The organism is Pedobacter panaciterrae, assembly GCF_013204795.1.
Lineage (GTDB): Bacteria > Bacteroidota > Bacteroidia > Sphingobacteriales > Sphingobacteriaceae > Pedobacter > Pedobacter panaciterrae.
The window spans coordinates 729,982-752,636 of record NZ_JABMKW010000020.1; the positions used below are offsets into that span (position 1 = coordinate 729,982).

Below are 22,655 nucleotides of genomic sequence, written 5' to 3' on the forward strand. Positions count from 1 at the left end.
ATGGCATGTACCTTTTAGCATTAAAAATCGCGCTTCGAAACCTTTGGAAAAACAAGGGGTTTTCTCTGATTAATATCGGAGGATTAGCTATTGGCCTAACCTGTTGCTTAGTATTACTGCTCTACGTAAATTACGAATGGAGTTACGACAAGCAATTCAAAAATATCGGTCGTATCTACTCTGTTTATGATAATGATATCATGAGCGACCGCATTATCACTAATCGTGCTTATTGTACCCCAAATCAGCTTGCTGCAACCATTATGCAAACCGTCCCTGGTGTAGAACAGGTAAGCAGAATGGCTGAAAGAGATGAAAGCCCATTTAGATATAAACACAACGCATTCAACAAAAACCTGATTTTCGCAGATCCATCCTTCTTAAAAATATTTGACTACAATTTTATTAAGGGAGACTCTTCAAACGCCTTATCAACTCCTAATTCAGCTATTATAACTGAACAAACTGCTAAAATCTTATTTGGAGAGGAAGATCCTATTGGCAAAGTGATAAGATACGATAACCGAAGTGACTTAATGGTTACGGCCGTAATTGCCAATCATGCTCAAAACCAAACCTATCGCTTTGATGTATTAATACCCTGGGCATTTTTAGAAAATGAAAGCCCGTGGTATAAAAAAATGGGCTGGACTGATGGCGCTTTGAACACTATAGTAATGCTTAAAGATGCACAACAATTTGCCTCGGCAGACCAACAGGTTAGAAAAATCTTTAAGCAAAACACAAATGACAGCTATATAGAATTCTTTCTTTTTCCATTAAAAAAAAACCATCTATACGATCAGTTTGAAAATGGTGAACTTTCAGGCGGCCGCATAGATCAAATAAAATTATTTCTTTTGCTTGCAGTTTGTGTGCTATTTATTGCCTGCATTAACTACATGAATCTGTCTACCGCACGATCAGAAAAACGTGCAAAGGAAATCGGGATCAGAAAAACCCTTGGATCCAGCAGGCAATCTATTGCATGGCAGTTCATATTAGAGTCGCTCCTCTTGTCTTTCATGGCGCTGCTTATCGCTTTTATTTTATTAGAAACTGTGCTTCCCTACTTTAACAATCTATTAGCAATTGATTTGACAATAGATTATGGTTCATATGAAGTATGGGCTATACTTATTGGCTTAACATTAATTACAGGGCTGCTCGCAGGCAGCTACCCCGCTCTATATTTATCGTCGCTTATACCCCTTAAGATATTAAAAGGCATAAAAGGAGCAGGCAAAACTTCGTTGCCTATTCGTAAAATACTGGTAGTAATCCAATTCGGTTTTTCAATATGCATGATCATTTGTGCTATAGTGGTACGAAATCAAATCAGCTATATGAACAACCGACCTCTTGGTTTCAACAAGGACAACCTGGTTCAGATTGGACGTCTGGGTGTTTTGAGAGACTCTGGGAAACTTCAGCTTTTCAAATCAGAATTAATTAAATCGGGAGCTATAGTTTCTGCAACAGAGACTACAAACGGGCTCACCAACAACTATGTAAGCACAGAAAAGATAAAATGGCCAGGCCAGCTAAAAAACGAACAAGTAGCCATGCAACTTAGATTTTCAGGTTACGATTTCACCAAAACAATTGACGCAAAGATATTACAGGGAAGAGACTTCAGCAGAGAATTTGGCAATGATACGACCAAAGTAATTTTAAATGAAACTGCTGTAAAAACAATGAATCTTAAGGATCCGATTGGTGCAAAAATAAAAAATGACGATTGGAACGAAACATTCACAGTTATTGGCGTAATGAAAGATTACAACTATTCATCGCTTGGAACCAAAGTAAGTCCGTTGCTTTTCTTTTATAGCGAGACCAGTCCAGGCACTATCATTATGCGTTTAAATCCATCACAAAGCATAACCACATCTACACAAAAAATTAAAGAACTAAGCCTAAAACTAAACCCAGATTATCCATTTCAAATAGACTTTGTGAGTGAAAGGATTGCTGATAAATTAAAAAGTGAAAAATTACTGAGTATATTTTCAAATGTATTTGGTGGCTTTGCGATATTTATATCTTGTCTCGGCCTGTTAGGTCTGGCACTGTATATTGCCGAGCAGAGGAGCAAAGAAATCAGTATCCGGAAAGTAATTGGGGCCAACCTAAAGGATATACTTATTTTACTAAACAAGGATTTTATCAAACTCGTTATTCTATCAAACATGATAGCAATTCCTGCTGCATATATTATAACAACAAGCTGGCTTCAAAAATATGATTATAAAATCGGTCTGAATATGTGGCCATTTATAACTGCTTTTGTTTTATCCATATTTATTGCTGTATTAACTGTGAGCCTTCAAACTTTTAAGGTTGCCAGAGCAAATCCTGTTGATGCGTTAAAATACGATTAATAACCCCTTCTTGTATTGCATCAGAAGGATGCACATTCGACACATATTCTTATTCTAAAGCGCGCAGTTTACTAATTAAAAACTGCATTTCACATAACAGTTTTTACACCCTGCATACTCCTATCATCACCCAATATTACTTATCTGTAATTTTGGCTATATCTATAATTAATCCCTCTCTCGATGAAAAAAAGATATTTGCCAATATTTGGCATATTCAGTTTTACTGCTGTCGCAAATGCGCAACAAGCAGAACTCCAACGATCCGTTATAGCCAGCGCAGGAGGCTCGGCAGAGATCAACAATACCATTTTCCAATACACCATAGGTGAGGTTCTGGTAACAGCCATAGAAAACTCTCCCCTATTAGTAACACAAGGTTTCCAGCAACCAGAAGTTAATGGCAGCACACCCGAACCACAAGCTCCTCTTATAACAGGTTTTATTGTTTACCCGAACCCGGCAAACAGCCAAACCAAACTTGAATTTGATTTGGTAATGGACGATATGGTGAACATACAACTGGTAAATAATGCAGGCCAAACCGTAAGAAACATCTCATTAAAAATGCTGGCGGGCAAAGCAAACTATATTTTACCCTTAGGTGGTTATCCTTCGGGCTTATATTATGTAGTTCTCAAAGCTAGCAGAAGAACCTATTCCGAGAAACTGGTTATACAATAAACTTATGAAAACAAACATTTACCTTGCTACAGGCCTTTTGGCTTGTCTGGTATGTTGGTGCCAGAACAGTTTTGCGCAGCAAGACAACAGAGTAGTCCAAAGCGGAGCTGCTTTCTTATTACTAAGTGCAGATGCCAGAAACTCAGGAGTAGCTGAGGCAGGCACCGGACTAGATGTGGATGCCAATTCTTTATACATTAATCCGGCAAAGATCACCTTCGGCGAAAAAATGAGCTTTAGCGCATCGTATACCCCATGGATGAAACAGCTCAGCAAAGATTCTCATCTGGGATACTTTACCGCATTCAGGCAATTAAACGATAGAGAAGCGTTGGGGTTATCTGTTAAATATCTGGATTTAGGCTCAATTGCTTTTAGAGACGAAACAGGAGGCCTCATAGAACAATATAAGGCTAGCGAATTCAGTATAGATGCCAGCTATGCACGCAAATTCGGTGAGACCTTTGGGATGGCGTTAACCGCCCGATATTTTAGAAGTGATATTGGTAAAGGAACGTACAATAATTTAGAGCTCACTCCAACAGATGCTTTTGCTGCCGATGTATCTATTTACTCGAATCGGGAACTACAAAATGGCCGTTATTCAAGAAGTTTTAGCTGGGGTGTAAATTTAAGTAATATTGGTACTAAGCTTAAATATTCTGATAGCCAGACCAGCTTTTTACCTATGAACCTAAGGGTGGGCGCTGGTTATAATTTTTATGCAGCTCCCGAAAGTAGACTTACCATTTTGCTTGATATAAATAAATTAATGGTGCCTACCCCACCAAGATACAAAAAAGATAATGATGGTAATTTTACTACTGAAATAGAAAAAGGTAAAGACCCAAACAGAAGTGTCACAAGTGCTTTGTTTACTTCATTATTTGATGCACCCGGAGGATTTAAAGAAGAACTATCAGAGTTCACCATTGCAGGTGGATTAGAGTTTTCTTACTACAATCGTTTTTTTATAAGAACGGGCTATTTCTATGAAGATCCTGAAAAGGGCAACAGACAGCATCTGGCAGCCGGAATAGGTCTTAATGTCAATCCCTTAAGAATAGATATCAGCTATATATTCCCTACCGAGGATCGCTATGTGCTGAGAAATTCTATGCGATTTACATTATGCTTTACCCCCGGGGCCTCCAAACTATCAGCAAATTAATCAATGTCTTGAAACCTTAAATAGTGATCAACAAACAAATAAAATAGAACGCATTTAAAATCATAAACTATGAGAAGTACATTTTTTACTCTAGTATTTATTCTTTTTGCAGGACTACAATGGGCCAGCGCTCAGGATGGTTTTAAAGGGATAAACTACCAGGCAGTTGCCAGGAATACCAATGGTACCGTCCTGTCAAATCAGGCAGTAAAGGTCAAAATTTCCATCCTTGGAGGTTCTGCGAATGGCCCGGTTCAGTATATGGAAGAACATTCTGCGAATACGAATCAATTAGGGTTATTTACTTTACAAATAGGTAAAGGAACACCTGGTACAGGTGCCTTTACTGCTATACCATGGCAAAATGCCAACCAGTTCGCTAAGGTTGAACTCGCCGTTGGTGGTGGCTCATACAATGCATTAGGCAGTACTCAGTTAATGAGTGTTCCCTATGCTCTATACGCAGCTTCAGGGAACCCTGGCCCCGCCGGGCCGGCCGGTCCTCAGGGCACTCAGGGTGTTCAGGGCATAGCCGGTTCAAAAGGTGACAAAGGAGATACGGGCCCCTCAGGTCCAATTGGGCCAGCAGGAGCTGCAGGTATTGCGGGCCCACAGGGCATTAAAGGAGATCAGGGAGATCCCGGCCCAGCAGGTGCTGTTGGCCCTGCTGGGCCAATTGGACCTCAAGGCATGAAGGGAGACAAAGGAGACGCCGGTGCAGTAGGCCCAGCTGGGGCCCAAGGCCTAAAAGGCGACAAGGGAGATCAAGGGGATCCGGGACCGGCAGGCGCTATGGGTAATCCCGGTGCAGTAGGCCCAATTGGCCCTGTTGGGCCACAAGGTCCTCAGGGAGTGGCAGGCGACATAAATGGTGTAGCTGCTAGTGGCGATTTATCGGGAACCTATCCAGGTCCGGTTGTAGCAAAATTGCAAACCAAACCTATTGATCCGATTGCACCGGTGTTAAATGATGTATTAAGATTCAACGGTGTATCTTGGGCTCCAAGTGCTATAGGTGGCGGAGGCTTTGTATTGCCATTTAATGCAAATGAAAATAATCCGGGCACCCTATTTTCTATTAATAATAACGGAGATGGAACTTCAATAGAAGGTTCAAATGCTACTACAACTTCTAGTATAGCCTCAATAAGAGGCATTGTCTCCAATACTTCTCCCGGAGGTTTTTCAAGTGCTATACGGGGTATTAATAATGGCACTGGCGGTTTGGGTATCGGCGTATGGGGATCGCAAGCTGGTAGCGGTTGGGGTGTATACGGGGTAACACCTAGCGGCCTTGGTGTATATGGGAATGCATCCGGTAATGGAACAGGTGTATATGCTAATAGCAATACAGGAACAGGCCTCACTGCCACCAGTAATAATGGTATTCCCGCAAATATTGCAATATTTAACAACGCAAATATTAACAACGCATTAAATGTCTCAACATTAGGTAATGGAACTGCAATTAATGTATCCAGTTCAGGATCTGGAAAAGGCGTTTTTAGTAGCACAGGATCAGGCTTTGCTGTACACGGCGTTACATCGGAACAAATATCCGCAGGTATATTTGGGGATAATAACGGTGCTGGCGAAGCTGTGGTAGGCCGCACAACCAGCGATATAGCTGGCGCAGTGGTAGGGCGGAATGATGGAGGTGGCTATGGTGTTAGAGGTTTCATAGCAACAAATACATCAGGTAATGGCATTGGTGTTTTTGGACAAGTTGGACTAAACAACAGTACTGGTCGGGGTGGAAGATTTGAAAATGTTAATCAAACAAATACTGCAGGGAATACCCTAGAAGTTGAAACCAACAGTAACGGAAATATCCCTGACAATACACAAGGTAATGCATCATCTTTTCTGGTAAATAATACAAATAGTGTATCGGCAGCTGTAAGAGGTGAAGTGAAAACAATTTTCGGAAACTTCGGAGCTGCAGGGTTATTTGGAATTTCCTCGGGAACAGGCGGCTTTGCAGGCTTATTTCATGCCTCAAACCCCGCTGGAAATGGTCCGGCTTTAGTTTCATTAGCCGATGGAAATGGCAATGCTATAACTGCCAATGCAGAAAAACTAGGCAACGGCGTAGAAACAAGTGTTAACGGTACTGGTAATGCGCTTTATGCCTGGGTTCCTACGTTTGCAACTGGTAGAGCAGGCAGGTTCAACATCTTTAATGAAGACAATACAAGTGATGTTATTACAGTTACTACTGCCGGAAACGGTATTGCGGGTAACTTTAAAGTAGATCGTACAACCGGCACCTCACCTGCAGTTAAAGGCGAAGTAAATTCTATATTTTCTAACTTTGGCACTGCCGGGATATATGGCATTTCTTCTGGAACAGGCGGTTTTGCAGGTTTATTCCACGCATCTAATCCTGCAGGTAATGGACCAGCACTTATTGCTATTGCCGATGGAAATGGCAATGGTGTTACAGCTAATGCATCCAATTCTGGTGATGGAGTTGAAACCACTGCCGATGGTAGCGGAAATGCGCTGTTTGCATGGACTCCTAATTTCAGCAACGGAAGAGCTGCACGACTTGTTAATTTTAATGATGGAAATATTAATCCCGTGCTAACAGTTGAACAGCATAGTAATGGAAGTATAGCCGTATTTAAAAGTGGTAATCCAGGAACAGTAAATGTGGCACGTATTAATGCTGCAGGAAGAGGTTTTTTTAATGGTGGTACACAAACAGGCGGGGCTGATATTGCAGAATCATTTGAAACTATAGGTCTGACCTCCAGTTATGAACCAGGCGACATCCTGATCATTTCTACCACTAAAGACAGGGCAGTGGAAAAATCCGCTACACCTTACTCAAGTCTGGTAGCAGGTGTGTATGCCACAAAGCCAGGAGTACTATTAACAGAAGAACATATAGACAGCGATTTAAAAGGTCAGATTCCAATGGGTGTAATAGGTGTATTACCCACAAAAGTATGTTTAGAGGGAGGTGCGATTTCAAGAGGTGACCTTTTGGTTACCTCTTCTATCCCTGGTGTTGCAATGAAAGCTGATCCGGATAAAGTTAAAATTGGCCAGGTATTAGGAAAAGCACTTGAAGGTTACGATAATCAAGGAATAAATAAAATCAAAGTTCTGGTAAGCATAAAATAATCATATTAAAGACGAAAACATGAAAACGTTATATAAAATAAGCTGCATAACAGTTATTGCCTTAGTAGCGTCTGGTTACTTAACTGTAAACGCGCAGGAATTTAAATCGGGCGAAAGTATAAAAGAGCAGCTAAAGAAAGGTAATGTTGCAGGTCTCAAATATGGGACTGCAAATCCACAAAACAATAAGGTGAACGACGATAAACCGAAACAGTATACAAAAGAGAATTTTAGGTCGTTGATATTCCAAAATTATAGTCAGAGTAGCCGATCTATCTCTACCCCTACTAATGTAACTGCTAAAACAGCTAAATCAATTTCTGGTTCCGCTAAGTTACCCAGTGATGCTGAAGTTCAAAAACCGAATGACAAAGATAAAAAGGTTGAAACATTTAAACTTCCTACTCAGGGCGAAGAAAAAAAGAAAGAATAATTCATATTATAAATTAATGGTTAGTTATACCCGGTTAGCAGATTTTGCGGCCGGGTTTTTATATTTTTTTCGCTGAACTATTATTTTATTTTTAACTTCATCCAAAATTTAATATCATGGAACAACATCAGTCACCAGAGGGTCTTCAAATAACAATTGTATTGGTTACTTTAGCAGTAATTATTGTGGTTACAGCATTCTATTTAACTTTTCGCAAAAAGAAAGACACACATCATTCAGGGCACTAATGCTCATTAAAACATATAGGGGATTAAGGTTGGCAAGGAATTAAATTAAAGCATTTAGCTGACGGTTCTTCATCTTTAAACCCATCCCCTTTTTAACAAACACGTCAAAGCCTCTTTGTTGTTTAATTGCTTTAACTCCTTCATATCCTGAGGCAGTACTTCTGATCTTATTAAGCAGATAAGTATCATCTTTTAAAAGATCACTACGCACAAGTTCGTTGCGTTGTAATCCAACTTTAATTAGCTCAGTAAGTTTCCTGTTTGCGTAAATATGTAATGGTAAATTAAATACATCATCAATTAGCTTCTTGTATAAATTATTAATCCACTCCGCTTTTTCAGCATTCTCAATAACAATTATTCCATCTTCAACACCAAGATGTTTAATAAAATCTTTAACTTCCTTTCGTGATACCAGTCCGGCGTGATAAGAATCTCTTAAAGTATAATCCAACCGATCTGCGCAAAGTCTTGGTGCTGCTTGTTCCAGAATATTAAAAGTACCCTTAATAATATCGTCTATATGGTATCCATGCCATGATAAAATTTCAGGGATATCTGATGAATGTAGCACCTCTTCAAAAACCTGTTCATGATAGTTTTCTTCAGTGTTATCAAACACGTAATCGCCAACATGTGAAAATGCTGTATGAGAAATATCATGTAGCAACCCGGCAACTTGTTCAAGCTCAGAACCACCCAGATGCCTTATCAACAGCATTACTCCTATAGAATGTTCAAGCCTTGTATGACAAATATTTGGATTAACTAAAAAGATTGCTCCGCTTTGATGAATCCGGCCAAGTCTTTTAACCCAGGAGGAATTAATTAAATCGTCAAATATTCCTGGAACCTCAACTTTGTCAAAAAAGATATCATTTATTAGTACCATAATATATTTTATTAATGCACAATAATACTAATAATTTTAGTTTTAATAAAATTAAATGATAATTATTTTAGTCTTCCCGTTTTTGTAAAGCTATCCATTAGCTCCATAGATAATATTGCCTGTTCTGCTGAACATGGATTATCCCCTTTGCCCAAAAAATAGGCTGTTACACGCTCAATCATTGGTTGTTGAACATGCTGCAATGCTTCAAAAATAAATTCTTCTTCGTAACCATCCTTTTTAAGAGTAATCTTATTTCCAAATACGGGAAAACTTATTTTCCCAGTTGAGCCTGTTATTTCGCAAATATCTTTCTTGTCAGCTTCTGATACTGTAAAACACCAGGTCCCATTAAAGACCACGCCATTTTCAAATAAAATTTGTCCGGTAACAAGATCGTCTGCGGAATATTCTTTTGATTGGTTTACTGAAATGCCCGATGAGCTACTTACTTTCCCAAAGTAATAAATCATCAAATCTAACTGATGAGGTGCAAGATCATGGAAAAGACCACCTCCAGAAATAGATGGGTCAAGCCGCCAGTTAGTATCAGTACTGGCAATTAAATTATGTGCCGGAGATTGAAGCATTTGCAATTGAACAAACCTGATATCGCCAATCACTTTATCCGACAATAATTGCTTTACTTTTAAAAATATAGGTTGTTCTCTACGGTAATGTGCTACACATAATTTAACATTAAAATTAATTGCAGCATTTTTCATTCTCAAAGCCGATTCTGTATTTAACGTCATCGGTTTTTCTACATAAACGGGCTTTCCTGCAGCCAAAGAGAGCAACGTGTACTCCTCATGCTGTAAAGGTGGGGTTGCTATATAAACAGCATTTACCTCGGGGTCATTAATTAATTTTTCTGCATTATCGTACCATGCAGGCACATTGTGCCTGGATGCATAATCCCGGGCTTTGGCTACATCTCTTCGCATTACTGCAACAAGAGATGAATTAGGAACTTTATTAAAAGCAGGACCACTTTTTACTTCAGTCACGTCTCCGCAACCTATAATACCCCATTTAATTTCTTTCATAGCTTACTTGCCTCAGTATAACAGTTGGTTTCTGCGGCAATATAAGAATTATCCTATTTTGCTTTCCAAAATTTCAATGTGCTTCCCTATTTCATCCACAAGCTCCTGACTAATGTGATCTGTTGTTTTCCACTGTACCGAATTACTTCCCTTAATGCAATAGATGTGCCCGGTCCTTTCTCCATTAACATATACAATATAATCCCCTTCTTTTGGTATTTCCACTCTTATAGCACTTGGATCGCCCTTAATTTCGAGAGTAAATTCATATGGATTTAAGTCTTTTTGCATAATTAATGTCTTTGTTTTGCTTAAAAACATATAAACAACGTTATTGTTTCCTTATTAAAATACTTTTGTAAAGGAATGCCTAAATTTAAACTGTGATCAGAAAAATAATCCATATTGATATGGATGCATTTTATGCATCAGTTGAACAGCGGGATTTTCCCGAATTCAAAGGGAAACCCATTGCTGTTGGCGGCTCACCTGATGGACGCGGAGTTGTGGCTACAGCAAGTTACGAGGCACGCAAATTTGGCGTTAAATCAGCTATGCCTTCACGACAAGCACTTCAGCTTTGTCCTGAGATCATATTTGTACGACCAAGATTTGATGCTTATAAAGCTGTATCTACACATATCCGAGAGATTTTTAGTCGATATACTGATCTTATCGAACCATTATCTTTAGACGAGGCCTATCTTGATGTAACCCAGGATAAGTTAAATATAGGTTCAGCATTAGAGATAGCTAAACAAATTAAACAGGCCATCAAAGACGAGCTTAACTTAACTGCTTCTGCGGGAGTATCATCTGGTAAATTTGTTGCAAAAATTGCGTCTGATATGAATAAACCAGATGGATTAACGTTCATTGGCCCTTCAAAAATCGAAAGCTTTATGGAAAGGCTTCCTGTTGAGCGTTTTTTTGGCGTTGGTAAAGTCACCGCAAAAAAAATGAAAAGTATGCAGTTGCATACAGGGGCAGATCTTAAACGGCTCACTGAACAGGACCTGATTAAATACTTTGGTAAGGTGGGTAAATTCTATTATGCAATTGTAAGGGGTATTGACCACCGCGCCGTTCAGCCAGAAAGGCAAACAAAATCGCTGGCTGTAGAAGATACCTTTGAGCACGATTTAATCACGATTGAAGAAATGCACACTGAATTAAGTAAACTAGCAGATAAACTTGCATTTCGTTTAAACAAGAATCAGCTTAAGGGAAGAACCATTACACTTAAACTAAAATATAGTGATTTTAAACAGATCACCAGGAATCAGTCCTTTCCTAATCCTGTTTCCGATTATCAAATCATAATAGATACAGCCAAGCTTCTTCTTGAAAATATTGATTTAGTAGATAAAAAGGTAAGATTACTTGGTATATCACTTTCTAATTTCAATGAAATCCAGATTCCCCCCCGCTCCGGTGATCCATATCAACTTCAGCTATTCGACTAGCTAACTTAACTACCTATCAACCTCTTAAGCCCTAATTATACATTTCGTAAACAAAAAACTTCAAGATTTGTTAACTTATTATATAATTAAAAAATCGAGCTATGAAAAAATTAACTTTAACTCTTGTTTTATGTGTCACTGTGTTATTTGGAGCAACTGCTCAGATACAGAAGGGCAACGTAATGATTGGTGCCAATCTATCAAACATTTCTTTCGGATTGGACAAACCAAATGTATTTAGTTTAAAAATAAATCCAAAAGCCGCGTGGTTTGTTCAGGATGGTTTAGCACTTGGTGGCGACGTTTCTTTCGGTCTTGCAACAGCTAAAAATGCAGGTACTGATATTAGCTATGGCATTGGCGCTCTTGGACGCTATTACGGTGCTACCGGAGCTAATGAAGTGGTTAACAACTCCAGGTTCTTTGGTGAAGCTACTGTTGGTGTTTCAGGCGTAAATCCTTCAGTTGGTGGTTCAACAAATGGTTTAGGATTTAGCTTTGGTCCCGGTTGGACTTATTTTGTAACACCTAGTATTGGCTTAGAAGCATTACTTAAATACAATGGTGTTGTTGGCTTCGGAAGCAGTGCTTATGCACACAATCTGGGTCTTGCAGTAGGGTTCCAGATTTATCTGCCAGGAAAAGGCACTGCACGTAAAGTACAAAGAGATATGCAGTAATCATTACTTTTAATCTTTAAAAAAGGAAGGTGTATCACAATGATCGCCCTCCTTTTTTTTACGTTATCCTCTTATTGTTATTTACGGCAACTAATCTTTGCGGTAATAATTCACTAAAAACCCGCTTTTTCCTTGGTCTCGGCTTAGGTACAGTTCGATTCAGGTATATTAACAACAGGTGTTTCACAGGTGTCTCACTCCTCTGCTACAGGTCTGTGTCCCTGTTAAACAGGAGTTTAACTGAGGTGAGGTCTGAGTGTTAGTGAAGTGGATAAAAAACCTGAATTATAGAATAGCCATACCGTTTAAAAATAAACTAAGCTGCATTTGCTATGATCATGTAGTTTACATTGCCTCTGCGCTCCAATGTTATTACATAATCAGGGAATTCCACTTATCAGGTTATATGGAACCTGATAAGTGGCATTAGAGATATAAAATTTCTTAACGCAAAAAAGCGCAGACTGTTCGGCAACAGACCACCTACCATGTTCCAGCGAGAACCCTTTTTTGTTTCTGAACTCACCAAACTGTGGAGTTTCTCTACAACTTCAAAACCCAATAAAACACACAATCAACTGTAAATCAATTACATGCCAAAAACAAATGATTTAGGCACCATTATGTAGCCTAGTCTAAACATAACTAACAAGAATTTTTAACTGAAATTTTAAAATAAGTATTATGAAAAAGATCATCTTATCAGCAGCATTTTTAGCATTAGCAGGATTAACTACAGTAAAAGCAAGCGACATTAAAAACCCAGTTAGAGTTGCTGTTCAACAAGATAGCGTTACAAAAGCTCCGGTTGAATTAAAAGACCTTCCTGAGCCAGTTCAAAAAACATTACAGTCTGAACCGGTTAAAGCATGGACGCCAACGGCTGCATTTCTTGTAACTAATCCAGACAAATCTACATATTACCAAGTTGATGTTAAAAAAGAAACAGAAACTGGTTCTTTGAAAATTGACAAAGACGGAAAAATTATCCAATAATATAAAGAACCAAAAATCCCTAAAGTTTAATTAACATCCACAAAGCCAGAGCAATCTGGCTTTGTGGTAAAGTTTGGTTCTACATTACCTCCCCTACATCTACCCTTTTATATTTATCATTTTGAAAAAGTGATGCTCTTTTCTAAAACAACATCACTTTTTCAAATGTTTCTATTGTACATCAAATCCAACGGCTATGAATAATCAAAATGGAAATGAGGAACAGGTCCCTAAGGAAATTGGTTCTAATTTGACCGGTACAGCTATTCATGCAAAACCGGGACACTTAAGAGATATTCCTATAGATAGGTATATTGAAGAACTCGAGAACAAAGACTTAACTGCCCCCCAAAAAAAAGAAAATTCATTGGAACAGTACAAGATTAAAAAAAGAAAACAAGAGCATTCAAAATAAGGGATCAGAAAATTGACTTTGAATAACAAAAACGCACTTGATTAACAAACAAGTGCGTTTTTATATTTTGAAATTGAACAACTGCGTATTTTCACAGTTGATATCAGGTCATTTCTCAGTTAATTTTGAGTTGAATTAAAAAGTGATAAATAAAATTTAACACCATGTATCTCAAAAAAACAAAAAAATCATCTTTAACACGTTATACCATTAGTGTATTAAAATTTTTGGCATTTATTTTATTTGTATTCTGTTTTTATCAGGCCTGTAAAATAACCACTCCCTAAATAGCCTTTCATTTAAGGGCTAGCGTGCAACTTTTATAAAATCCCAGGGCATTTTAGAAGTAGATTTTTTTTGTTCCTCTACAAGGAATTTAGCAATCTGGTTTAAAAAATTCTCATTTTCGCTTACAGTTTTATCTCCAAGAGCCACTAATTTTTCAATATTTGCCGGACTCGCAGCATCTAACCCTTCTTTAATACTTTCCAAACTACCCGGTTCTATCCTTACATAGTTCTTTTCTTTCCCTACTGAATGAAAAAGCTGTTGCAAAAAAAAGTCGCTTGTTTCGGCTACCCCACTCATCATAATATCTATTAAAGCGGGTACAATAGCCATTGCGCTACTCTTTTTAAAATGATCATAGTCATATGATCTTTTAGAGCGCCCTGTTCCTAAAGAGAGTAAATAAATGTCATTGATTCTGGTTTGATTAAATGCCTTTGTAACTTCTATTAAGCCACTTAACGCCGGATTTGTAGCAAACACCCCTCCATCAAGTAAAGGATATCTTACATTAGCTAAAGAGTGTATTTCAGCCACACTAAAATACGTTGGTGCTGCCGAAGTTGCCCTACAAACATCCTTTAAATAAAAATCCCTTACATCGCCACGCACTATGGCGTTCTGCTGTCTAAAAAAATGTGTTTTGCGCAGTTCTATATTATAAGCACTTATTATACAAGGCTTAATAAGCTGGCTAAGTTTTATTTTATCAAAATACTTCTTCAAAACCCCCTCAAAGATTTGGCTGTTATAGCGTTCTCCCGCTAAACCAAATTTTGCTCTTAAGCGCTTAAAGAAGCTCATTTTAAATATCTCATTACCATGCTCCAGATATAGATCCAATGCTTCTTTAGCAGAAAATCTTGGTCGGGTTGGATGCTCATCCGATGGGCAAAGCAACAGACAGGTTAAAATACCTCCGGTACTCGTTCCTGCAAAAAAGTCAAAATAATCAACAATAGCGGCATCTGGATTTTTACTTTCTTTTTTTAATTTTTCCTCGAGTGCTACTAAAAGCATCCCTGGAATAATTCCTCTTATCCCGCCACCATCTATAGAAAGGATTTTCTTCATAATACATGTGGGTTACCGTAAATATACTTACTTATATTTTATTGCAAAATTCACCTGTGTATTTACACAGTTGTAAAAAAAATATCACATGCCTATGTTTGTAATAGCTATTTGGTTAAACAAATCTGCTAATCGTGCCGGCCTCTTTAGTACTTTGTTACCGGCACATAAGATTTAAAATGTAATTAATATAAAAATATCAATCACGTCTCTCAACGTCAATTACAAAATCACCTCCTATGAAAAAAATCAAAAGCCGGATACTTTTCCGGCTTTTGCTCTTTAAAATTAAAGATCCTGCGAAAGACCAGCGTGCCACTGAGACGGTGTGCAACCATAAAAACGCTTAAATTCTTTAATGAAATGATTTTGATCAAAAAAATCGAATTTATAGACCAATTCCTGCCAGTTAACAGCATTATTCTCTGTAATAAAACTGTTGATGTTATTGAACCGTACAATCCTGCTAAAAGCTTTTGCACTAAATCCTACTTTTTCTCTAAACTGCACACCCAAATTAGTTTCAGACATTCCTACTTGCCGGCTAAGTTCTGCAATGCGAATAAGCCCTCTACTTTTCTGTATTTGGTCGCAAGCATACGCCACACTATTTACATTAATTTTTTCGGTATTAATTAACCGCTTAAGCAACCAACTTTCTAATCTGGCAACAACTGCGGTTGGCATCTTTGCAACTTCCCTCAATTGTTCAGTTAAACTTTTAATTTCAGGAAAAAGAAGCTGTACATCCGTAGCTTCATTTGAGAAATAACGCTGCGGAATACCAAATAGTTTAAAAGCTCCATAAGGTTTAAAAATCACCATTATGAGTTCTTTTGGGTAAACATCGAAGCTTCGGCTATGGTCAAGTAAGCCCAAAAAACAAAGCGGATACTGATAAATCCTATCAACCCCCACCTCATGAAATATATGTTGTTCATCAATCACGAAAGACATTTGTGTACTGGTAACCGGATAAATATTTAACGGAGCACCTGTATCACAAGAAAAGTTCATATCTAAATACAAGTAACCATCAATATACGGCTGGAGTGCCGGATGAGCCATAAAAAACTGATTATTTAAACTCATAATTTATCATCCATTGAATACCATATTTATCATTAAACATTCCAAAGAAAGAGCCCCAAAAAGACTTTTCAAGTGGCATAGTAATTACCCCACCAACGGATAAGCCGTTAAACAACCTAATCGCCTCTTCTTCAGTTTCAGCACTAATAGAAATATACGAATTATTACCAAGAGTTAATGATTGTCCTAAAGAGCTTAAAATATCTGTAGCCATGAGGATACTTGCTTTGCCAATTGGCAACGAAATGTGCATAATCTTTTCCTGATCCTCTATCGACATGATCTCACATTCCGGGATTTCTTTAAATCTTGTTAATACCAGGAATTCACCTCCAAATACCGATTTATAGAAGTTAAATGCTTCTTCTGCATCTCCATCAAAGTTTAAATATGAATTTAGAATTGCCATATCCAAGCATTTAGGCAATGTCGGTTAAAATGATTTTGCGACAAATAAGCTTTCGTAATTTTTACGGTGATACCATGCAAGAAATAAAACGCCAATTAGTAAAAATAAACCAGCTCCAATCCCCGAAGGATCAAGGGAACCATGAAACAAGACAATATTTATAACAATCGGAAATATAACAACATTAGCCAGTGTTACAAAACGCCCCGTGATAAAAGCAATTCCACAAATAAGTTCGGTTATCTTAATCAGATTCATTAAGTAACCAGTTGCATTTACGCCCAGCATAAATGTTTTAACATCCCCTTTAAGCTCGGGTTGTGGTACAAGATTAAAAAAATAGGATACTGAGGCAAATAAAAGTAATAACCCTATTAAAGTACGGACAATAATAACTGCAATTTTCATAGTTTTTAGTTTTTAGTTTATAGTTTGATTTTGGAATATGAATTTACTCAATTTATAATATTTTATTTAGTCGTATTTAATTGCCTCATAGCCTAATAGCCTACGCCATAATGCGATCTGACCAATACAATTTGCTTCACGATAAATAATGAATGCGATCAGCTCATAAGCAGTCATCTTTTCAAATCCCATATCAATCTCCTCGTTAAGTTTTTCATCAGTAACTTTTATTAATGCATCTCTTAATAGTGGACTTATCTTATCCCAATCTTCATTAAACTCACTTAATGGTGGGTAGGTAGCATTTTCAATTATTCCCTGATGATTTTCAAATAATTTATGGGCAGTCTGATTACCTGAAATACCCAACATATTTGCCAAATAATAGCGCTGCTCAACAAGGCTTCCAGCAAGCCACGAAACGTGATTAGCTTTAGTATTCAATCTGTTATGTGCGTCCCTTGTGGTGATTCCCAAAATGGCTTTCGAATAAAAACTGGTATGCATATCAAATAATACAAGAAGAGCATACATTCTTTCACTAGTTGTTTTGATTTCCATGATATTTACATTTTAATTTTTTAATGTTAATTTAGTGTAATCAGAATATAAATTCTGACTTTTACTGAGTATGTTTAACACTACGAACTTACTGCTATAATCTAACTATTAGAGAGGCAGTGTACGACAATATTAGGGGGTAATTGAGACATACTTTTTTACGATTAGAAATAAACAAAACTTAGATTAAATAATGCATTCTAGACAATTCTCCTGGCAAATTGCATGGGAATATCCACCATTTAGGCTCAAACTTATACTAGGAACAATTATACTTATCGGAATATTATTGTTTATTCCACAGTTTTTTCACCATATAGAATCAAGAGAAGGTACGGTATTAAATGATTGGTTATTGAAAAAAATACCAGCCATTGATGTTTCACTGTATATATTTATTATACTTTATGCAATAATTATCCTGTTTCTGGTACGGATGTCCAGAAACACTTCTATTTGCCTAACAGCATTATGGACATTCATATTCTTATGCATTGCCCGCATTTTATCTATTACATTAGTACCGCTTAACGCTCCTACCGGCATCATTGAATTGGCAGACCCATGTTCTATTCTTTTTTACAGATCAAATGTAATCACCAAAGACCTTTTCTTTTCAGGCCATACTGCTACTTTAATTATAGGTGGTTTGTGCATGCAAAGCAAAAGAGATAAGCTCATATCTTTTATTGCTACGGTAATTGTTGGGGGACTTCTGCTTGTTCAGCATGTACATTATACAGCTGACGTTATAGCTGCACCATTCTTTAGCTGGATCTGTTGGTATCTTGGGAAAACCGTAGCTAAAACCTATTGAAAGGCCTGCTTACCCAATTGTTCGTCGCCCAGATATAGCCATATTGCACCTTTTGCATATTTCGCAAATGCTTTACCTATATCTTCAAGGGTTACTTTATTGATGTTATCCAGCATGTCTTCTTCCATCTTATATCCTCCCAGCACCTCAGCTTCTCCAAGATCGTCAACAATAGAGCTTGAGCTTTCCTGATGCCTGTAATACCGTAAACGATGGTCTTTTTTAATTCCATCAAGAAACGATTGACTGTAGCGACCACTTCTAATACTATTATAAACTGCTACCATTGCCTGAAAAGATTTTTTTGGTTGTGTTGTACTCACATACATAGATGTGTACGGCATCTGTTGCATTTTAATAGTAGCACCCGGTGCGTAAGACAGGCCTTGTTTTACACGCAGCTCATAATGTAAATTTCCGCTTAAAGCATTTATAGCAAGCATAAAAGGAGCATAATCGGGGCTGCTCATCACCGGAGCATTCATTACACAGCTTATATAATTTGTAGCCAACTCTCTCTGTTCTATAACCAAATGTTCTCCTTCAATTATTGTTTGGATAGGAACGTCTGGTATAAAAGGTTTAGCAGCAATCCCTTTAAAGGACTCCCTGATCTTTTTTTCAAGTGCTTCTTTCGTTATTTTACCTGCAACAACTAAAAACATTTTGCTTCTATTTAAAAGCTGATTATGGTAATAATTAGAAACACTATCGGCTGTAAATCCATTAACAGTTAAATCTTTACCCTTTGGCTCAGTGCTGTATTGACTACCATTAAATATGGCCTGCATAGACATCTGTTCAATCCGTGATTCAGGAGATGCATGAAGCTGATAAATACCAGAAATTATTTTTTCTTTGGTAGACTGGAATTCCGTTTTATCAAAAATCGGATTCGCTACAGCATCTGAGAACAACCTCCAACCTTGTTCAAAATACTTTGAAATACAGTCCATACTAATCGTTCCATAATCAGTTTCAGAAGAACCTCCTATATTTATTCCATATTCATCTGCCAATTCCTTGTAATCATCAACACTATAATTTTTTGTACCACAAGATGCAGCAGCAGCCAAAGCAAGGTTCTCTATTCCTGCCTGCTCAGGTTTGTAATTCATCACCCCTCCTCTAAAATACATGCTCATGCTTATGGTTTCTTTTTGAGTGGGCCTTAAAATTACTTTTAAGCCATTCACATCAAACGACACAGCCTTGGTCTGGGATTTAGCCGAAAAAAGGAATAAAATAAAAATGAAGGCTAATATATATGGTTTCATCAGTTTAAATATTTTATTTGAAGAATTCTTGAGGTTTTACAGCGTCAACACTGCTTTTATTGATAATCATTCCGGCACAAAAGGGTTTACCTTTAATGTATTTCCTAACGTAATTAAGTAAATCTGCCCTAGTTATCTTATTCAGGTTTTCTTCATAATGAGTATAATAATCAACCGAAGCCGATGCCCACCAGAAAGAAAGCAAATGAGCATAATCTGAAGTTACTTCCCTACGTTCAACCTGAGATATAGAAAGTAATCGTTTTGCACGTTCTATTTGAACCTCCGAAAGATAATCCTCTTCATCCCACAAAGCAATCTGTTTTAGCACCTCCTCGTAGCATTCTTTAATTTTCGCAGGATTTGGACTTACCATAAAGCTAATAGGACCTGTATATTTCTGAGTATAATAATTTACACTTGCTTCTTGCGCTAGCCCCGAATTGATTAAAGCTTTCTTCAACTTTGATCCATTTTGGTTTACAATAAATGAAAATACATCTGCAGCATAAGTACCTGGTATATCATTGCGTGTGTCTGGTCCATGCCAACTAAAAAGCATATATGGAACAGGCATCTTGGTTGATTCTATGATATAATAATCATTTTTAGCAAGTGGTTTGAATTCCGGAATGGGCCACTTTTTAAAAGGATCAAAAGGCGATGCTTTCCAGCTTCCAAATATGTCTTCAGCACTGTTAAAAGCCTCGTCTACCTTTACATCGCCTGCAATTACCAATACAGAATTGTTTGGCCAGTAATACTTATTCTTTATAGAATCCATTTTTGATGGCGTGGCCGATAAAATCACATCATGATTTCCAATCACGTTCTTTCTCGAATAATTCTCTCCCCACATATGTTTCTTGTCGGCATCAATCAATGGATAAAGCGGACTCGACTCTTGCCTGGTAAACTCAGCATTTACAATTTCATTTTCCATTGCCATATCTTCCTTAATAAATATAGGATAGCGAATGGCAGAATTCATGAATTTTAAACCAGGTTTTAAATTTGCCGAAGGAAGGGTAAAATAATAATTTACAACCTCTTCTCTTGTGTTGGCATTTGAAGTAATTTCCAATTCATTACTTCTCTTATTGAAGCTCTCAAAATTTGGATAATCTTTATTCGCTTTAAAGAAGAGGTGTTCATAAAGGTGGCTTAATCCATTGTAATCATCAGACTCTGTAAATGACCCATTTCTGCATGCCATTTCAATCGTAGCAAGGGGAACAGTATTGTCTACAACTACTAATATTTCAAGCCCGTTCGGCAGCTTTCTGAAATACATATTTTCCGCTAGCTTCTGTTGCGAAAAAACAGAAATACAGCTCATTACGAGCACTACCGCAAGCAAAAGTTTAGAGCGCATATAGTTAAAATTGATATACCTAATTGTTTATACAAATACGTGTAAATCTTTTAATTTAACAAATAATTTTATGCCTTTTTCTCAATCTGATTTTTTCTTATATTGTGATTAATCAATTAACCAAATTAATCCCTAAGTATGAACAATTTTAAACTTCAATTTCCCCTAATTGTTGCGGGAATCCTTGCGTTCACTTCGTGCAAAAAGCAGGAACAAGAAAGATTACAATCTAAAGCCACACAGGAAACATCGGTAGCCCCTTCACTCTTATTAACTTACACCATGAGCAATTGGATGGGTTCCCTGCCAGATGCAACCAATGTAGCCCAGCTCTCTATCCCCGGAACACATGATTCCGGAGCAAGAACTGAACCAGTTGGCGGCACGGCTAAATGTCAGAATCTAAGCATTGCAGATCAGTTAACGGCCGGAGTCAGGTATCTAGATATCAGATGCAGACACATTGGCGATGCGTTTGCTATCCATCACGGTTCGATCTATCAAAACTTAAACTTTAATGATGTGCTGAATGCGTGTATCGGTTTCCTGAATAGTAATCCAACTGAAACCATTATTATGAGTGTAAAAGAAGAATATGATCCTAGTAATAATACCAGAAGTTTTGAACAGACCTTTGATTCTTATGTAAACCAAAATCCTTCGAAATGGGATTTGGGCGATGGTGTTCCTACTTTAGGAGCTGTTCGTGGTAAAATAAAGCTACTAAGAAGATTTGGAGCTGGTACCACAAAGGGTATCGATGCTACCAACTGGGCAGACAACACCACTTTTAGTATTAACAATTCAGCAGCGAACCTTAAAATACAAGATTATTATAATGTAAGCGATGTAAATACCAAATGGTCGAACATTGAAACGCTTTTAAATGAGGCACATAATGATACTTCGAATAGGTTGTATCTGAATTATAGCAGCGGTTATAAAGCACTTATATTTGGTATCCCGAGCATAACTACCGTATCTAACTCGGTAAATCCTAAAATCAATACCTTCTTTACAAATAATACGCATGGAAAGTATGGCATTATTCCAATGGATTTTGTTGATGCAACCCGAAGTCAGTTAATAGTTAATACTAATTTTTAATGGAAGAGTCGTCATCCTGAATTTATTTCAGAATGACGACCCTACCTTTTTAAAATATCTTAAATCCTACTGAAAGGTTAAATATCCCGGTTTTTTCATCAAGACCTTTATTAATCTTTGTCAACCCTCTGCTATATCTGGCATCAATAGTCAAGCTACCTATATCAACACCGGCATTTACTACACCGCCGGCAGTAAACTTCTTATAATCAAACTCGGTTGGCCCTGCAGCTTTGTTTAAAGAATAGCTTAAATCCGGTCCAGCAGAAATTCTAAAATTCAATGCTTCCGTATTGATAAGCTTATAACCAACCATCAAAGGAATATTAACCTGTTTAAATTTAGGACTGTAAACTTTAGAATTGTAAGTATACTCACTTTTAAATGCAGTGTAATTTACCTCAGGTTGAAAATACAAAGCATCTCCAACCCTAGCAAAAACACCAATATTATAACCGGCTTTACCTTCCTTTTCTTTTACTTCTTTGAAACTCGTTGGAAGCGTTGCATAATTGATACCTGCTTTCAACCCAAAATTAACTCCTGATTGCTGCGCTTTTACCGAACCAATGCTTACCATGATTATTGCAATCATTAAATAGAACTTGTTTGTTTTCATACTTTCTGTGTTAGAATAATTTTTTAATTATTTGTGATTTGAAAGTATGACAACAGAAGTAACGTTTACCCCCACGCG

The 22,655-nt window shown here is 37.4% G+C and carries 23 protein-coding genes; 12 read left to right on the forward strand and 11 right to left on the reverse strand.

The features are described from left to right. Positions 1-5 precede the first annotated feature (5 nt). From HQN86_RS21995 to HQN86_RS27010, 6 genes are all read left to right on the forward strand, one after another. Complete coding sequence (locus HQN86_RS21995) at positions 6-2,384, forward strand: ABC transporter permease (protein WP_172663023.1); 2,379 nt, start codon at positions 6-8, stop codon at positions 2,382-2,384. Between the two features lie 183 nt (positions 2,385-2,567). Next, positions 2,568-3,068 carry a T9SS type A sorting domain-containing protein gene (locus tag HQN86_RS22000; protein WP_172663024.1) on the forward strand — a complete coding sequence of 167 codons (501 nt, stop codon included), beginning with the start codon at positions 2,568-2,570 and terminating at the stop codon, positions 3,066-3,068. Between the two features lie 4 nt (positions 3,069-3,072). Then, complete coding sequence (gene porV / locus HQN86_RS22005) at positions 3,073-4,239, forward strand: type IX secretion system outer membrane channel protein PorV (protein ID WP_172663025.1); 1,167 nt, start codon at positions 3,073-3,075, stop codon at positions 4,237-4,239. A gap of 69 nt (positions 4,240-4,308) precedes the next feature. Then, positions 4,309-7,371, forward strand: coding sequence for a collagen-like domain-containing protein (locus HQN86_RS22010; protein WP_216854486.1), 3,063 nt, complete (start codon positions 4,309-4,311; stop codon positions 7,369-7,371). Positions 7,372-7,390: 19 nt separating this feature from the next. Beyond that, the gene (locus HQN86_RS22015) at positions 7,391-7,804 is read left to right on the forward strand and encodes a hypothetical protein (protein ID WP_172663026.1); all 414 of its coding nucleotides are present in this window, start codon (positions 7,391-7,393) and stop codon (positions 7,802-7,804) included. A gap of 116 nt (positions 7,805-7,920) precedes the next feature. Beyond that, the gene (locus HQN86_RS27010; RefSeq protein ID WP_262889309.1) at positions 7,921-8,052 is read left to right on the forward strand and encodes a hypothetical protein; all 132 of its coding nucleotides are present in this window, start codon (positions 7,921-7,923) and stop codon (positions 8,050-8,052) included. A gap of 40 nt (positions 8,053-8,092) precedes the next feature. Here HQN86_RS27010 and HQN86_RS22020 read toward each other — a convergent pair whose 3' ends face one another. The 3 genes from HQN86_RS22020 to HQN86_RS22030 all read right to left on the reverse strand — a co-directional run bounded on the left by HQN86_RS22020 (position 8,093) and on the right by HQN86_RS22030 (position 10,284). Continuing rightward, positions 8,093-8,944, reverse strand: coding sequence for an HD domain-containing protein (locus HQN86_RS22020; protein ID WP_172663027.1), 852 nt, complete (start codon positions 8,942-8,944; stop codon positions 8,093-8,095). Between the two features lie 62 nt (positions 8,945-9,006). Further along, the gene (locus HQN86_RS22025) at positions 9,007-9,993 is read right to left on the reverse strand and encodes a Gfo/Idh/MocA family protein (protein ID WP_172663028.1); all 987 of its coding nucleotides are present in this window, start codon (positions 9,991-9,993) and stop codon (positions 9,007-9,009) included. Positions 9,994-10,041: 48 nt separating this feature from the next. Next, entirely contained in the window at positions 10,042-10,284 is a 243-nt protein-coding gene (locus HQN86_RS22030) for a hypothetical protein (RefSeq protein ID WP_172663029.1), read from the reverse strand. Positions 10,285-10,403: 119 nt separating this feature from the next. On the opposite strand from HQN86_RS22030, the gene dinB reads away from it, so the two are divergent. From dinB to HQN86_RS22050, 4 genes are all read left to right on the forward strand, one after another. After that, a complete protein-coding gene (gene dinB, locus HQN86_RS22035; RefSeq protein WP_216854532.1) occupies positions 10,404-11,459 on the forward strand; it encodes a DNA polymerase IV in 1,056 nt (351 codons plus the stop codon). 101 nt (positions 11,460-11,560) lie between these two features. Beyond that, entirely contained in the window at positions 11,561-12,139 is a 579-nt protein-coding gene (locus HQN86_RS22040; protein ID WP_172663030.1) for a hypothetical protein, read from the forward strand. 684 nt (positions 12,140-12,823) lie between these two features. Further along, positions 12,824-13,135 carry a hypothetical protein gene (locus HQN86_RS22045; RefSeq protein ID WP_048905294.1) on the forward strand — a complete coding sequence of 104 codons (312 nt, stop codon included), beginning with the start codon at positions 12,824-12,826 and terminating at the stop codon, positions 13,133-13,135. 196 nt (positions 13,136-13,331) lie between these two features. Next, positions 13,332-13,550, forward strand: a complete 219-nt coding sequence (locus HQN86_RS22050) for a hypothetical protein (protein ID WP_172663031.1) — start codon at positions 13,332-13,334, stop codon at positions 13,548-13,550. 306 nt (positions 13,551-13,856) lie between these two features. Here HQN86_RS22050 and HQN86_RS22055 read toward each other — a convergent pair whose 3' ends face one another. From HQN86_RS22055 to HQN86_RS22075, 5 genes are all read right to left on the reverse strand, one after another. Next, positions 13,857-14,912, reverse strand: a complete 1,056-nt coding sequence (locus tag HQN86_RS22055) for a patatin-like phospholipase family protein (protein WP_172663032.1) — start codon at positions 14,910-14,912, stop codon at positions 13,857-13,859. Between the two features lie 288 nt (positions 14,913-15,200). After that, on the reverse strand, positions 15,201-16,004 hold the full coding sequence (locus HQN86_RS22060) for a helix-turn-helix domain-containing protein (RefSeq protein WP_172663033.1): 804 nt from the start codon (positions 16,002-16,004) through the stop codon (positions 15,201-15,203). Next, positions 15,991-16,413: a VOC family protein gene (locus HQN86_RS22065; RefSeq protein ID WP_172663034.1), complete on the reverse strand. Its 423-nt coding sequence runs from the start codon at positions 16,411-16,413 to the stop codon at positions 15,991-15,993. The genes HQN86_RS22060 and HQN86_RS22065 overlap by 14 nt, the downstream gene beginning before the upstream one ends. A gap of 24 nt (positions 16,414-16,437) precedes the next feature. Then, the gene (locus tag HQN86_RS22070) at positions 16,438-16,821 is read right to left on the reverse strand and encodes a DoxX family membrane protein (protein WP_172663035.1); all 384 of its coding nucleotides are present in this window, start codon (positions 16,819-16,821) and stop codon (positions 16,438-16,440) included. Positions 16,822-16,887: 66 nt separating this feature from the next. Continuing rightward, the gene (locus tag HQN86_RS22075; RefSeq protein ID WP_172663036.1) at positions 16,888-17,382 is read right to left on the reverse strand and encodes a DinB family protein; all 495 of its coding nucleotides are present in this window, start codon (positions 17,380-17,382) and stop codon (positions 16,888-16,890) included. 193 nt (positions 17,383-17,575) lie between these two features. Between HQN86_RS22075 and HQN86_RS22080 the strand changes: the two genes are divergently transcribed. Further along, complete coding sequence (locus tag HQN86_RS22080) at positions 17,576-18,199, forward strand: phosphatase PAP2-related protein (RefSeq protein ID WP_172663037.1); 624 nt, start codon at positions 17,576-17,578, stop codon at positions 18,197-18,199. On the opposite strand, the gene HQN86_RS22085 is transcribed toward HQN86_RS22080, so the two are convergent. Together HQN86_RS22085 and HQN86_RS22090 are read right to left on the reverse strand one after the other, a co-directional pair. Next, positions 18,193-19,476: a M16 family metallopeptidase gene (locus tag HQN86_RS22085; RefSeq protein WP_172663038.1), complete on the reverse strand. Its 1,284-nt coding sequence runs from the start codon at positions 19,474-19,476 to the stop codon at positions 18,193-18,195. The two genes, HQN86_RS22080 and HQN86_RS22085, sit on opposite strands and share 7 nt — an antisense overlap. A gap of 13 nt (positions 19,477-19,489) precedes the next feature. Beyond that, positions 19,490-20,851, reverse strand: coding sequence for a M16 family metallopeptidase (locus HQN86_RS22090; RefSeq protein WP_172663039.1), 1,362 nt, complete (start codon positions 20,849-20,851; stop codon positions 19,490-19,492). Between the two features lie 138 nt (positions 20,852-20,989). On the opposite strand from HQN86_RS22090, the gene HQN86_RS22095 reads away from it, so the two are divergent. Then, positions 20,990-21,958 (forward strand): phosphatidylinositol-specific phospholipase C, encoded by a 969-nt coding sequence (locus HQN86_RS22095; RefSeq protein ID WP_172663040.1) that lies wholly within the window; start codon positions 20,990-20,992, stop codon positions 21,956-21,958. Between the two features lie 49 nt (positions 21,959-22,007). Here the strand turns inward: HQN86_RS22095 and HQN86_RS22100 are convergent, their stop codons facing one another. Beyond that, positions 22,008-22,577 (reverse strand): porin family protein, encoded by a 570-nt coding sequence (locus tag HQN86_RS22100; protein ID WP_172663041.1) that lies wholly within the window; start codon positions 22,575-22,577, stop codon positions 22,008-22,010. Between the last annotated feature and the right edge of the window lie 78 nt (positions 22,578-22,655).